Source organism: Bradyrhizobium sp. UFLA05-108, from assembly GCF_059803455.1.
The window spans coordinates 68,430-82,071 of sequence record NZ_JBANAZ010000013.1 but is presented as its reverse complement, the minus strand read 5'-3'; the positions used below and the strand labels follow the sequence as shown (position 1 = coordinate 82,071).

Genomic DNA, 13,642 nt, shown 5'->3' with positions numbered 1-13,642 from the left:
ACGAGCGCTCGCGAGGATAGCCAAAGGTGCCGGTCCCTGTCATTTCGCGGCTGTGGAGGCCTCAAGCCTTGAGCGTGGACATACCGGAACCAGTTTCGCAGCCAGGCCTAGCCGAGCGCGCCGTCGATGCCGCAACCGACGTCTCCCGCACGATCGGCGAGGTCGCCGGCGGCCTGCATGCCGCAGTCGATCGCCTCACCGCGGCCATCCAAGAGGCGCGAAGGCCCGGCGAGCCGCTTTCGACGGTTGCCGCGATCACCCGCGAGGCTCCGCTGGCGAGCCTTTTCGTCGCGTTCCTGTTCGGCGTCGCGATTGCGCGCCGGCGCTAACGTCAGAACAGTTTCGGTCCGCGCCGATCGAGCTGCGCCTCCCATGTCGCCAGTGTGGCGGCGACGATCATCACCGCGATTCCGGCAACGCTGACCCAGAGTTGCGCGACCAAACCGCCGGAAACATCGCTGAGGAAGACCTGACCGACAAAGGACAGCAGGACTCCCAGGCAATACATCGAAAGCGAGTTCTCGCCACAGCGGATCATCGCGATCGCAAGCGGCGGCACCGGTCGGCGTTCCTTCCGCAACGTGAACCGCGAAACCACGACGGCCAGCGCGAGGAAGTGCAACAGGCGCACCGGCGCCAGGTGGCTCTTGTAGATCGGATAGATCCATTCCGAGACGTCGTCCGGGATCAGTCGTGTCAGCACATCGAACTGCCAGCTCAAGGCGATGACCAGGCTGAACAGCAGATAGAACAGCGCGAGCACCAGAGTTACCGGCGACTGCACCAGCGGTCTGATCATGTTACCGCCGCCGCCCGCATACCAGGCGCCGAACACGAACAGGAGCTGGAATGCGAACGGATTGAAGTAGAGCTCACCCGTCGGCCAGGCCGGCACGTGCCAGCTCCGGAGCTGGACCATCAGGTACACGAGGAACGAAGCGGCCAGCGTTGTCGTGGGGATGCGGATGAGGAGCCACAGCAGTAGCGGAAATGCGAGGTGCAGCAGCACGAAGGTCGGCAGGATGTCGGTATTGACGGGCGTATATTGCAGCATCGCCGCATGCACGAGCGCCGCGCCGGGGTCCTTGAAGAAGAAGCCCGTGTTGGTTTCATCGACGTAGCGCTCGCCACCGCCGACGAGCCACACCAGTGCGACATAGGCCCCAAACAGCAGCAGGAACGCGCAGTAGATCTCGAAACTGCGCCGCAGCGCCCGGACGATCACCGTGAGCCACCCCTGCTCCGGCAGGCCGCCGCCATAGGCCAGCATGCAGGTGTAACCGGAGACGAAGACGAACACCTCGGTGGTGTCGCTGAAGCCGTAATTGCGCAGCGTCAACCATGCCAGCGAATTGTCCGGGATGTGATCGATGAAGATGAACCACAGCGCCAATCCGCGGCAGACGTCCAATCGCAGATCGCGGTGGCCCTTCTGTCTGTGCAGAAGTGCTCCCTTGGCCAGCTCCGGCTGATAATCCGTCACGATCTCGATGAGCCTCGAAACGACGGGCATGTCGCACGAGACTGATGATACTGATTCTGCCGGGATTGTCTGTACCGCCGCGCGTCGCACTCAGGCGGCGCCGACGGCTTCCTGGATCGGCTGCGCCGTCAGAAACTGACGCCCAAATGCTTCGGCCGGCATCGGGCGGCCGAAGAAATAGCCCTGCCCTTCCTCGCATCCCATGCTGACCAGGAAGTCGGCCGTGGCGCGGTTCTCGATGCCTTCGGCGATCACGGAGAGGCCAAGCTGCTTGCTCAGTCCGACGGTCGAGCTGACGATCGCCGCGTCGTCGGAATCGGCGAGCAGATCGAGCACGAAGGAGCGGTCGATCTTGAGCCCGTCGAGCGGAAACTTCTTCAGATAGCTCAAGCTCGCGTAACCCGTGCCGAAATCGTCGAACAAAACGCGGACACCGAGCTCCTGGATCCGCTTGAACATGTCGAGCACCCGCGCCTCGTCGAGGAGAAGGATATCCTCGGTCACCTCGAGCTCGAGCAGCGAAGGCGAGAGGCCGGTGGCGGCGAGCAATTCGCCAACCGAATGCGCGAGATCGCCGGAATGAAGCTGCGACGGCGACAGATTGATCGCGACACGGACGTTGTTGCCGGCGAGCTCCCACGCCCGCGCCTGTTTGCAGGCCGTCTCCATCACCCAGCTGGCGATCCGTTCCGAGAGCGCCGACGTATTGACGACAGGCATGAATTCCGCCGGCGAGACGTAGCCGCGCGACGGATGACGCCACCGGATCAGCGCTTCCGCGCCGAGGAGCGCGCCGTCGACCAGACGAACCTGAGGCTGGTAGAACAGCTCGAATTCGTTGCGGTCCGCGGCCTGCGCGAGCTCGCTCTCCAGCGTCAGCCTGCTCTCGAGCTCCTCTCTGATGGTGCTCTCGAAGATCACGCAGCCGCCGCGGTGGGTCGTCTTCGCCCGGTAGAGTGCGAGATGGCCGTTGCTCAGGAGGTCGTCGGCGTTCTGCCCGCCGTCCGGATAGACCGCGACCCCGACGCTGATCCTGACGCGGTGCTGGCGCGCGCCGGCCACGAGCGGCAGCTCGAATGCGCGTGTCACGCGCTCGGTGAACACCGCGATCGGCTCATTGGCCTCGACACAGTCGATCGCGATCGCGAACTCGTCGCCGCTGAGCCGCGCGACCATCGCATTGTCTCCGGCCTCGGTCCGCAGCCGCGCGGCGACTGCCTTGAGCACGAGATCACCGGCCGCATGACCGAACACATCGTTGATCTGCTGGAAGCCGTCGAGCCCCAGCACCAGGAGCGCGATCTCGTGCGACTGCCGTTTCGCCGTCGCGACCAGGTCGACGAGCGCCGCATGCAAGGTGTTGCGGTTGCCAAGGCCGGTGAGCGAGTCGTACTCGGCGAGATATTTCACACGTTCGGCCTCGCGCTTGCGGACCGAGATATCGCGCAGGATCGCGCCATATTGGAAACCGTCTGTGCCTTGCCAGCCCGAGAAGCTGGCCTCGACCGGAAACACCTCGCCGTTCCTGCGCCGTCCCTCAAACTCGACGACGACGGCCCCGCCCGGGACCAGCAAAGCCTGACGTGCAGCGTCTCGCATCGAGAAACGCTTGCCCGCTCCGTCGATCGACGCTGCGCAGAGCGCCTCGAAGGGGCGGCCGATCATTTCCGCTGGCATGTAGCCGAAGATCGCGCTCGCGCCGGGGTTCCACACCGTGATCATGTGATTTTCGTCGGTGCAGATCAGGCCGTCGCCAAGCGACATCGCGATGCGGTGGAAGCGGCTCTCGGCGATGCGACCGAGCAGGCTGCGGAAATCGATCTCGTCGAGCGCGATCGCCGTGAGATAGGCGATGGTCGCGATGTGGAACAGCGACGTGTCGATGACGAGCGGCCATTTCAGCTGCGCGAGGGCAGCGACGAGCTCGACTGCCGCCGCCGCCGCAACGAGGATCACGACCCGAACGCCCGGACCAAGCCGGCGCCAGGAGAACATCATGAGCAAGGCCAGGGCACCGAGGCCCAGGATCATGCCGGTATCGGAGGTCGAGCGCAGCGTGCGATGCTGAAGGATCGATTCCGCCGCCAGCGCCTGTAGCACGGGACCGGATGCGACATTGCCGTTGGGTACGCTGAAGCGGTCGCCAAGCTCGAGGGCGGTGGCCCCGACGAGCACCTTCTTGTCCCTCAGCTTGACAAGCGTCGTGGCGTCGCCGCGCAGCACGTCGGCAAAGGAGACGCGCGGAATTGATGCCGCACGGATCGAGAAATCGATCAGGAACGGCGAGCTCCGGTTGGCATATTGCCCCGCCAACACCGCCGCCATCGAAGGCACGAACTCTTCGCCGAGCCTCTCGCCGAAAGGATAGCGTCGAACCAGCCCGTCGGGCTCCACGGTAACATTGACGACGGCCGGCCACGACTGTTCGCCGAATGGCGTCAGAGGACGGTTGATGTGGATCCCACTGCTGCCGCCGTTCGGTGCCGGCTGCTTGAAGGACGGCAGGATCGTCGAACCGCCGACGTCCTTCAGCGCCTCGACGAAAGCTTGGTCGGATGCAGGATCGGACGGTGTGCTGAAATCGACGTCGAAGGCGACGTCGCGAACACCGGCGCTTTCGAGCTTGCGCAGGAGTTCGGCATGTAGCTGCCGCGGCCACGGCCAGACGCCGATCCGGTCGATCGATGCGGCATCGATCGCAACCACCACAATATCGCCGCTCGCCGCGCGCGATTGCCAGGCGAAGCGCAAATCGGTGAGCGCACTGCGCAGCGCGCCGTGCCATCCCGTGGACAGCACGACAGCAAGCGCAGCCACAACCAGAATATGCGGTCGATAGCGTTTCACTTAGTCCCCCGCATCCGGCTCGATCCGGATGCGCCCCCTTGATCCCCTACGGAATGGCCTCAGTGCTTGTGGCCGTTGGCATTGCCGTTACTGCCGTTGCCCCCGCCATTCCCGTTGCCGTTGCCGTTGTTGCCTTTACCGTTTCCGGTGGCACCGCTGTTTCCGTTACCATTGCCGGAATTGCCGTTGCCGGAATTTCCGTTCCCGTTACCGGAGTTTCCACTGCTGGAGTTATCACTCGACGAACCTGCGGTTGTCGCGGTCGTCGTCGTGGTCGTGGTCGTGCTCGAGGAGCTCGTGCTGCTGCTCGCGCCGCTGCTGCTTGTCGTCACCGCCGTCTGGCCGGCGCTGTTGGAGACCGTCGTCGTGCTCGTCCTGCTGTCACTCCAGACGGTGTCGGTGCTGGAGCTTGACGCACTTCTGACGGCGGCAGTTGTAACCGATCCGCGCGCGAGCCCGTGCGTCACCTTGCTGAAATTCAGCTTCACCTCGCCAAGCGCGCCTGAGATGCGGACCACGCCCGACTTGACATAAGACCCGCTCGCCGAATTCTGGGGTTTGGAAGCCGCTCCGGCTGCCTTGCCCCTCTCGATGTGCGCGAGAGCGTGGAAGGTGTGGCCGTTCGCGGCGTTGCGCGGGGCCGGCAGGCCCGATTTCGGCACCGGCACTCGCTCGATGGTCGAAGCGCGCGGCTTGCCCTGCTCGATCGGATTGAAGGTGCCGGAGCCGCTCAGGTTGAGGCCAGGCTTGTCATGCTCGAAGGCCGTCGCAGCCTGGCCTGGCATCACCCGGGCGATTTGACCGGTGCGGAAATCGGAGACCTCGACCTGCCCGCGGACGACGCCGACCTTGGTGCTGTCGGCGTTCACCGTGACGCTGAACTGCGTGCCCTTGACCACGGCGGCGAGATAGGGCGTCTCGACTTCGAAATGCTTGACGTTGCGCTTTTCGACTTCGAGCAGGATCGAGCCCGCCTGCTGCACGATGGTGGTCGAAAGTCCGTCCTTCTGCTCCGTCGGCAGAGCGACGACGGAATTCGGTGAGATCAGGATTGTCTCTTCGCCGCGCACCAGAAGCACGCGACCATTACGCCCGGTCCGAATGGTATCGCCAGGCTTCAGCGTCTCTTCCTGCTTGAGCGAGACCTGCTGGACGCCGTCGGTCGCGATCCAGACCTCGCCCGACGCCTTGCTGACCGACCAGACACCGCCATCCGCGGCAAAGGCGTTGGAAGCAAATCCCAGTACGAACGCAGCCAGGAGGGTGCGCCGCATTCCATCTTTGCCGAGCATATGAGTCCTCAGTCCGCCTAAGAGCCGGCCTGAGGTTTATCGGAGATGTCTCAAGATAGGATTAGCCGGAGTCGCGGCAAGATCCATGGCCCCGTTAACCAATCGTTGACCATAAAAAACTATGAAAAATCATGCGCCTAACGATCTCTTACCATGCCCGGGGAACGACTCAGTTGAACTACGGAGATCGGTCCCGATGGAGAGGCCGGTGGAGACATTTTGTTACCGCAATGGGCCTGCTTGTGCCGACTTTTGCGGCAATTCCGCAAGCTCTCGCGCAGCAGGCGAACCAGCCGGGCTTCGATCCTCGACAGACCGAAAAATATTTCGACAGACAATCCGATCAGGACTCCCGCGGCCGCACCCCCGTAAGACTACCGAGTCTCGGCCGACCCGACCTCGGCGCCGATGCCCGGCCGCAATTCGTGCTTCGCGGCGTCAGCATCGTTGGCGAGGACAGCATTCAGCGTGACCGCATCGCCAGCACCTGGCAACCGTATCTTGGAAAGCAGATCTCGCAGGCGGACCTCGCGGCGATCGCTGGCGCGATCAGCGATCTCTATCGCTCCAACGGTTTCCATCTGAGCCGGGCTATCATCCCACCGCAGGACATCCAGGATGGACGCGTCCGGATTCAGGTGATCGAAGGCTCCATCGTCGAGACCGACTTGAAAGGCGATGGCGCCGAGCAGTTCGGCGTCCGTCCGATGCTGGATCCGGTCCTCGCCGAACATCCTTCGCGCCTCGCCACGCTTGAACGCCAGCTTTATCTGATCAACGGATGGCCGGGCGTGCGGATCGCCGATACTGCGCTCGAGGAGATCGGTACCGCGAGCGGCCGTTTCCGCCTCACCGTCTTCCTGAAGACCTGGCACATCTTCACATCGTTCGGCCTGGACAATCTTGGATCGGCATCGGTCGGACCGTGGCAGACCTATGCGACCGGAGCCTTCAACTCTTACCTCGCGCCCGGCGACACGTTGGCGGTCAACCTGTCGACGATCGCAAACGATCCGCGTCAACTTGGCTTCGGGCGATTGTCCTATGACGCGCCGGTTGGTGTCGACGGCGTGCGGCTCGGCGCCTCTATCCTGTACAGCGCGGTGCGGCCGGGCGATGCCCGTCGCCTCGACCGCGACATCACGACGACGGAAGCCTTCGAACTACGGGCAAGCGTCGTCCCGCTTCAGTCGCAGGCATCTTCGCTCACCCTCACCTCGGCCTTTACCTTCAGCAACGTATCGGAACACGATATGTTTGGGCCGTGGTACAATGACCATATTAGGACCGCGAGCCTGACCTCGGATTACCGGCTGCAGGACCGCTTCGGCGGCACCAACTATCTGACGCTGACCTATCGCCAGGGGCTCGACATCTTCGGCGCCTCGCACTGGAGCGACGACCTGCTGTCGCGCGACGGCGCCTCGGCGAACTTCTCGGTGTTGAACGCCTGGTTCACGCGCTATCAGACTCTCACCGACGCGTGGTCAATCAAGCTTTCAGGCGCGAGCCAGACCGCATCCCGGCCGCTGTTCACGTCGCAGCAATTCTATCTCGGCGGCGCCGCCTTCGGCCGTGGCTATGGCGCCGCCGAAATCAGCGGCGACAACGGGCTTGCCGGATCGTTCGAGCTCCGCTTCGACCAGACGGTCAACTTCCGCTACTGGACCGGCTACCAGATCTATGGCTTTGCCGATGCCGGCGTGGTGTGGAACGACGGCTATCAGCCGAGCGAGGGGCTGTCGCTGACATCCGCCGGCGCCGGCATACGTCTGTTCCTGTCGGAGGATTTGCGGGCTGATCTTGCCGTCGCTGTTCCGCTCAGCTACCGCGCGCCCGACAATGAGCGGCGGAACGCGCGGTTCCTGTTCACGCTATCGAACGCCTTCAGACTCTGCCCGGAGCGGGGCAAGGCAAACTGCCTATAGTTCCCCGCCTTCGTTTGCGTGCGGTCAAGCTTGCCTAAATTTAATCCCGTCCCGCCCTCACAATCGATCGATCCGTGAGTTCCCCATCACTACCTCTGCGAAAAGTGATCGGGATGAAACGATGAAAAGGGCTTTTGCGATTCTGGCGTTCCTTTGCGTTCTTGCTGCGGGCGAGTATTTCGCCGTGAGCAAGCTCGCGATCCGCCACGAGACGCTCAATCTGTTCGACGCCGCGCGCCAGCGGCCGGTCTCGGTCGACGTCGCCGTGCGTCGCGACTACGAGACCAAGGCCAATCTCGGCCTCTGGAAGCTTCCACTCGCAGTCATCAGCAACGGCAACACGGTCAAGGCGACCGAGTACTCGTTCCTCGCCAACGTGCTCGCTGCGCGCGGATATCTCGTGGCCAGCATCCAGCAGGATCTGCCGACCGATCCGCCCCTGATGACCAAGGTCGGTCAGCCCTATGTCGGTCGAAAGGGCGTTTACATGCGCTGCGAGGCCAACATCCTGTTCGTCCTGAACGAACTGAAGAAGCAGCAGGAGAACGCGGAATACGATCACATCACGCTCGTCGGTCATTCCAACGGCGGCGACGTCTCCATGTATGTCGCCCATCAGCATCCTGAGCTGGTGTCCAAGGTGATCACGCTCGACAATCTGCGGGTGCCCTTCGTGCTCAACGATCACCTCAAGATCCTGTCATTCCGCTCCAAGGACCCGAAGTTCGTCACCGATCCCGGCGTTCTGCCAACGCCCGAGCAGGCGAAATTGCGCGGCATCGACATCATCAATACCGGCGCGCAGCATACCGAGCTGAGCGACCGCGGCCCGGATTCGGTGAAGGAGAAGATCCAGGCTACGCTGGATCAGTTCCTGCGCAGCAGTTCCAGCAGCGAGCTCGCGCCGGCCGATACGACGAGCCCGATGATCATGAACCCCGGCGACTACTAGGCCCGCTCGTCAGTCGACGGCCACACCCCGGCCAAGCCGGCTTGCGGCAGATCAAGGCGGTACGCCCCCGAATACGCGACAAGGCGAACCTTGAGCGTCGAGGAAGCCCAGATGTCGCACTCCACAGAAAGTCTAAGGCTGCCCGCGGCGGCTGCGCCGGCCTTCCTTCGCCGCCTCTTCCGCTCCACCCGCAGGCTGATCCGGTCGATCATCGTCCGCATCGATCTCTCGCAATTCCCCGGATCGTGCTGCGGTTGAGCACGAACACCGGACAAATAGTTCAAGGACGCCTCATGCGCGCGCCTGTCAGACGGCTTTCCACTCTGATCATCGCAAGCGGCCTGTCCGGATCGACGGCTTTCGCCGCCGATGCCGATCACGGCGCCGACCTTGCCAAGCGCTGGTGCGCGAGCTGCCACGTCGTGACGAGTGAACAGAAACAGGCGAGCGCCGACGTCCCCGCCTTTGCCGCCATCGCGCGCAGGCCCGACTTCACGCCGGAGAAGCTGGCCTTCTTCCTGCTCGATCCGCATCCGAAGATGCCAAACTTTCCATTGAGCCGAATCGAGGCCGGCGACATTGCCGCCTATATCGGCTCGCTACGCCAGTAGCGGGCGAGAGCATGATCCAGACCCGGAGGGTCGCGTTCGCGCAAGGTGCGAAGCGGCTTTCCCTCGCGACAACCGCGGAACGCGTTTGTGCGGAGAGCACGCTCAAACAACCACCCGCTCCTCAAAGGCAAATCCCTGCCGGTTGAGCCGACAGGGATCAGCAGAAAGGATGACGGACGGCGGATGATATGCTCATCCGGTGGGCCATCATGGACCTGCCCTGCAATTGAATTCCGCGCGACGCTCTCACGCAAGATCAATTCGTGAGCACGCGCGCCGCCCGTGGTTCAGGACTTGCCTTTGCCGGGCTGCATCAGGTTGCCGGTGATCTGTCGCATATGCTCACCGGCGTTGGTGAATTGACTTCTCAGGAATTCGGACTGGATGCGCATTGCTTCCTGGAGATCGGTTGCGTGAACCAGCTTGCGCGCGTGCTCGAACGCCGCCTTCATGTTTTGTTCGGTGAAAACAAGCGCTTGCTTGGAAACCTCTGTACCGGTTCCAGGCACTGATGACATCGACTTGGTGGCAGCATCGAAAAACAGGCCGAAGGCTTTTTCCGCCTGATCAATGGTCTTCTCGGCCAGGTCGCGCAATTCGGCCGGAACTTCGAGCTTCGGTTCGATCATGTCGCCGTCCTCCCCTTGTCCCTGACTGATTTATCACACTTATCGGATCGCATTCCAGCGGCTCGGCTGGCGTCAGGGATCCCTGGGGCGGTCGGCTCTGGTTGGGACTTCGTCCGGCGACACCCCCTCACGAAAGCGGATGTTCGGGAATCTCTTCGGTGGTGAGGTCTTCCACCAGCTTGATGACCTCGAAACGCTGGCGCGGCGCGAGCTTGAGAAATGCGCGCAGCAGTCGCAGGCTCTCGACGGTTTGACTCGCGGGCGCCCCCAGCTTCAGGTGCAGTTCAGTCGCGAAATTGAGGTTTTTCATCTCGCACCTATGAAAGGAACGGCCTTCGTGAGAGGGCAGACGTCGTTCGAGAACCAACCTCGGACATGAACGGCTTTCGGCCGGGCGACCCCGGGCGGACCGCCAAACCGAATGACCCCAACGGCTCGGGCGAACCCGACGAGGTTGCAACTATGACAAGGAACAACCCTTCCGGCAAGCCAAACTGCTGGGAGAGGGTTGCTTCGTCGTCATCGCACCTCGGCAATTCCGGATAACGGACCCGGTCCACCCCCGTCCGCGACAGGATTCAGCAGGTCATAGCTGCACCTTGGCTTGATCTGCGTCAATGCGACAACCGGCGTATTTTGTTTCCCAATATGAACCTGGAACGGGCGGGGACGATACTCACATATTAATTCGATTTGAGGGGTGGCCCCCGGTGGAAAGCTATGAACGTGCCCGGGGGCCTCACGGTTCGAAACGCCAGCTCTGCGGGCTCCTCGCCATGAGGATCTAATACGTCCCCACGAAATCAGACCTCATCCTGAGGGGCCTTACAAAGGCGGGCGTCTCGAAGGATAGCCGCTACTGCAGCAGCGATCGGGCTACTGCTTCTTCAGCGTGTAGACGTAATCATTGAGGCCCGCTTCCATGGTCCCATCATCCACGAAGTGGAAATCGATCTCGCACCCCGTCTCGAGCGTCTTGATCTTGGCGCCGGTGAAGCCGAGAGAGGCGGCGAGCGCCTTCGGATCGGCCTTCTTGCTGGAGTGCTGCAACTCGTCGAAGGCGCCCTGGAAGATCATGTCGGCGCCGTAGTCGGTGAGCTTGTACTGCGGCTTGGCGCAGGCAAAGGGGCGCGGTCCGGAGATTTCCTTGGCCGCGACGACGACTATCTTGCCCATCAACCGCGCCTGCTCGGTGCTGTCGGGTTTGTGCTGCGGATCCGCCCAAGGCGCCACCACCGCGCTCGTGAATTTCCAGCTTCCGACGTAGGAGGGGTCGGTTGCGTGAGCGGCGCCGGCCCCAGCCAGAGAAGCGAGAAAGCAGACGATGCCGGCGAATTTCATCTGAGGTCCCCTTTTTAGTCTCGTACTTGGACACGGCGCGCCCCATCGCGGTTCACCGTCTTACGATATTTTTCAAAGGCATGAACCGCCATTCGCAAGCGGACGACCAAGAGCCCAGTGCGATACGGCCACGCACGTCACGGGCGCCATGGCTGACTTCTGGACTAACGATTCGGGCGCGCGTCCAGCAAAGGAAGACGGCATGCTTTCTCGCGGCAATCTCATCAAAGGCGCGGCCGTTGCGCTTTTCACTTTCGCATCGCACGGCGCATGGGCGCAGGAGGCCAAGGTGAACCTGTTCAAGATCGTTACCGTCAAGGATGAAATCGTCATCGGACTGAACGCCGAAGAACTCCAGGCGCTCGGCGGCACCGACGCCAGCGCCGTGGCACATGCGCTGGCGCAGAAGGGCGATCTCACCGTGTGGCAATACAACGTCCACCGCGGCCAGAACGGCGAGATGCAGCAGGCGCCGACCGCCAAGATCGGACTACTGGCCAACGCCTCGCTCCGCGTCGAACCCTACACGACACCGTACCAGATCATGCCGCATCCGTGACATGCGTGATCACGCTCGAACAATAACCTGAAGCGCGACGACGATCTCATCGCGCTTTGGAGCTGGGCGGGCTCGTCGCGCCGCCGTCGGTTGCAAAGCCGTAGACCTGTGCCAACCGATCCAGGCACTCCTGCAACCTTTTGGAGAAATAGTCGTTCCAGCGCTGGCTGCGTACCGCGCGGCGTTCGCCGACCTGCTCCATCGTCAGTCCGAGCACGAGGACATCGTGCACGAGCGCAGCGCCGTCCGTGCCGAGCTCGCGTTCGACCCGGTTCAGCCGCAGCACCGCCTTGCGCTGGCTCTCGGTGACGGGCTCCCGGCCGAGGGTGCCGTCGACATATTCCCGGCTGGGGTCGACCGCCTGCGGACCCCGCTCCGCCTTCTCCCAGTCGTTCTGGAACGCACGGCCGCCGCGATACTGCGCTTCGTCGATCTGGTGATGGGCGTGGAGCCGGCCCAGCGGATCGTTGCGAATTGAGCGCAACGCGATGATTTTCTCGCCGGGATCAAGGCCCAAGGGATCGTCGACCTCGATTTCCGCCACTTCGGCGTGGAGCGCCAAGTCGCGTGACCTGCGGTCGTAGATCCCTCCGAGGCTAAAGGTTTTGCTGCGTTTGGCACGTGCCACTTGGATACTCCTTGACACAAAACGATGGAAATCGGATTCCCAGCACGGGGCGGCCAGGTTCAGGCAGCCGCGACGAGCCGCAGGATGACCGGGCCGGTCGTTCGCGCCGTCTCGGGACCGGAGGTCAGGTGAAAATGCGGCGTGCAATAACTGGAGCCCGGGCGCCGGGGATGACCGCAGAAGGCGATCGACTCCCCGTCCTTGTCCCCGCCATACGGATAGCGGCAGTCGCCGGGTTCGAGCGCGAGCAGCGAGACCAGCCGCGGCCGTATCCCGACGCAGCGCAGCTTGACCGGTTCGGCCGGCACCAGGGGCGGCTTGGACGTCTCGCCTCTCCCCGCAGGGGTCGGCCAGCACTGCAGTCCATTCGGCAGATGCGGCGCGATCGGCGGAGCCTGCATCTGCTTGGGCGCGGCAAGCCCCATCCGCTTGGCCCGCCCGATCACCGCGTTGCGGCTGTAATTCGTTCCAAATCTTGCGTTAATCTCCTTCCCGATCTCCGCGAAAGACATTCCCTTGAGAAAATAGTCGCGCAGCGCGTCGGAATGCTCCGACGCCCAGTTGCCCGGTTCCATACTGTCTTGCCCTGTGATGCGCCTCATCTGGTCCGAACGACACTCCGGAGGCGAGCCACACATTCCGATATTCCGAAGAACAAAGTCAAGCCAGAATTCTGATATTCGTAATAGATAATTCCGAATTTCGGGTTAAGATAGTCACGAAAGCTCGACAAGCGAGGAAATCACCATGATGGACGCGACAATGATCGAACGGGGCCTGAAGCGGTCAGGCAAGAGCAAGGGCGGGCTGGCCCAGGCCATGGGCGTCCGCCCCGGCGCTGTCTCCGAAATCCTCGGCGGCGAGCGCCTGGTCAAGGCCTCGGAAATCCTGCCGATCATGGAATACCTTGAGCTCAATCTCTCGCCGATCATGGGCCGGGTCGGCGCCGGCGCCGTCATCGAGCCGGAGTATGAGCAGGTCCCGCCGGAAGGACTTGGCGACATCGTGCTGCCCTTCCCGATCATGGAGGAGACCGTGGCGTTCGAGGTCATGGGCGATTCGATGCTGCCCAAGTACGAGAACGGCGACGTGATCGTGGTCTACAAGGAGCAGCGCTTCCCGCTATCGAGCTTCTATGGCGAGGAGGCCGTGGTCCGGCTGAAAACGGGGGAGCGCTATTTGAAAACCATCGAACGCGGCAAGACCCCCTCCGTCGTCAATCTCGCCAGCTTCAACGTCAAGCCGATCGTCGGCGTGAAGCTGGAGTGGGTCGGCGAGATCTGCCTCACGATGCCCAAGGGCCAGCTCGAGCGTCTGCGCGCCAAGTCCGCCCGCGCGCGCAAGGGCAAGAGCAAGTAACACGTGGCCTGCC

15 protein-coding genes are annotated in these 13,642 nt (G+C 62.9%); 6 read left to right on the top strand and 9 right to left on the bottom strand.

Features of this window, described 5'->3' with window-relative positions:
* Positions 1–68: 68 nt before the first annotated feature.
* Positions 69–329, top strand: coding sequence for a hypothetical protein (locus tag SO140_RS12470; protein WP_498542612.1), 261 nt, complete (start codon positions 69–71; stop codon positions 327–329).
* A 2-nt stretch (positions 330–331) separates the two neighbouring features.
* Here SO140_RS12470 and SO140_RS12465 read toward each other — a convergent pair whose 3' ends face one another.
* The 3 genes from SO140_RS12465 to SO140_RS12455 are packed head-to-tail and all read right to left on the bottom strand — an operon-like array spanning position 332 to position 5,622.
* Complete coding sequence (locus SO140_RS12465; RefSeq protein ID WP_449382076.1) at positions 332–1,513, bottom strand: OpgC domain-containing protein; 1,182 nt, start codon at positions 1,511–1,513, stop codon at positions 332–334.
* A 60-nt stretch (positions 1,514–1,573) separates the two neighbouring features.
* Positions 1,574–4,330: an EAL domain-containing protein gene (locus SO140_RS12460; protein ID WP_498542611.1), complete on the bottom strand. Its 2,757-nt coding sequence runs from the start codon at positions 4,328–4,330 to the stop codon at positions 1,574–1,576.
* A gap of 59 nt (positions 4,331–4,389) precedes the next feature.
* Entirely contained in the window at positions 4,390–5,622 is a 1,233-nt protein-coding gene (locus tag SO140_RS12455; protein ID WP_449382074.1) for a FecR family protein, read from the bottom strand.
* A 131-nt stretch (positions 5,623–5,753) separates the two neighbouring features.
* Between SO140_RS12455 and SO140_RS12450 the strand changes: the two genes are divergently transcribed.
* Together SO140_RS12450 and SO140_RS12445 are read left to right on the top strand one after the other, a co-directional pair.
* Complete coding sequence (locus tag SO140_RS12450) at positions 5,754–7,550, top strand: ShlB/FhaC/HecB family hemolysin secretion/activation protein (protein ID WP_498542610.1); 1,797 nt, start codon at positions 5,754–5,756, stop codon at positions 7,548–7,550.
* Positions 7,551–7,671: 121 nt separating this feature from the next.
* On the top strand, positions 7,672–8,502 hold the full coding sequence (locus tag SO140_RS12445; protein WP_498542609.1) for an alpha/beta fold hydrolase: 831 nt from the start codon (positions 7,672–7,674) through the stop codon (positions 8,500–8,502).
* Here the strand turns inward: SO140_RS12445 and SO140_RS12440 are convergent.
* Positions 8,499–8,723, bottom strand: a complete 225-nt coding sequence (locus tag SO140_RS12440; protein WP_449382071.1) for a hypothetical protein — start codon at positions 8,721–8,723, stop codon at positions 8,499–8,501. The genes SO140_RS12445 and SO140_RS12440 overlap by 4 nt on opposite strands.
* A 72-nt stretch (positions 8,724–8,795) precedes the next feature.
* Here SO140_RS12440 and SO140_RS12435 point away from each other — a divergent pair, with 72 nt between their 5' ends.
* Positions 8,796–9,113, top strand: a complete 318-nt coding sequence (locus SO140_RS12435; RefSeq protein ID WP_449382070.1) for a c-type cytochrome — start codon at positions 8,796–8,798, stop codon at positions 9,111–9,113.
* 287 nt (positions 9,114–9,400) lie between these two features.
* Here the strand turns inward: SO140_RS12435 and SO140_RS12430 are convergent, their stop codons facing one another.
* The 3 genes from SO140_RS12430 to SO140_RS12420 form a co-directional block, all read right to left on the bottom strand.
* Positions 9,401–9,742 (bottom strand): phasin, encoded by a 342-nt coding sequence (locus SO140_RS12430; RefSeq protein WP_449382069.1) that lies wholly within the window; start codon positions 9,740–9,742, stop codon positions 9,401–9,403.
* 127 nt (positions 9,743–9,869) lie between these two features.
* Positions 9,870–10,052: a hypothetical protein gene (locus tag SO140_RS12425; RefSeq protein ID WP_027528419.1), complete on the bottom strand. Its 183-nt coding sequence runs from the start codon at positions 10,050–10,052 to the stop codon at positions 9,870–9,872.
* 566 nt (positions 10,053–10,618) lie between these two features.
* Positions 10,619–11,083: a hypothetical protein gene (locus tag SO140_RS12420; RefSeq protein WP_449382068.1), complete on the bottom strand. Its 465-nt coding sequence runs from the start codon at positions 11,081–11,083 to the stop codon at positions 10,619–10,621.
* A gap of 202 nt (positions 11,084–11,285) precedes the next feature.
* Here SO140_RS12420 and SO140_RS12415 point away from each other — a divergent pair, with 202 nt between their 5' ends.
* Positions 11,286–11,642 (top strand): hypothetical protein, encoded by a 357-nt coding sequence (locus SO140_RS12415; RefSeq protein WP_498540943.1) that lies wholly within the window; start codon positions 11,286–11,288, stop codon positions 11,640–11,642.
* Positions 11,643–11,688: 46 nt separating this feature from the next.
* Here SO140_RS12415 and SO140_RS12410 read toward each other — a convergent pair whose 3' ends face one another.
* Together SO140_RS12410 and SO140_RS12405 are read right to left on the bottom strand one after the other, a co-directional pair.
* A complete protein-coding gene (locus SO140_RS12410; RefSeq protein ID WP_498540944.1) occupies positions 11,689–12,270 on the bottom strand; it encodes a hypothetical protein in 582 nt (193 codons plus the stop codon).
* 59 nt (positions 12,271–12,329) lie between these two features.
* On the bottom strand, positions 12,330–12,845 hold the full coding sequence (locus SO140_RS12405) for a GcrA family cell cycle regulator (protein ID WP_449382066.1): 516 nt from the start codon (positions 12,843–12,845) through the stop codon (positions 12,330–12,332).
* Positions 12,846–13,017: 172 nt separating this feature from the next.
* On the opposite strand from SO140_RS12405, the gene SO140_RS12400 reads away from it, so the two are divergent.
* The gene (locus SO140_RS12400) at positions 13,018–13,629 is read left to right on the top strand and encodes a S24 family peptidase (protein WP_449382065.1); all 612 of its coding nucleotides are present in this window, start codon (positions 13,018–13,020) and stop codon (positions 13,627–13,629) included.
* Positions 13,630–13,642 lie beyond the last annotated feature (13 nt).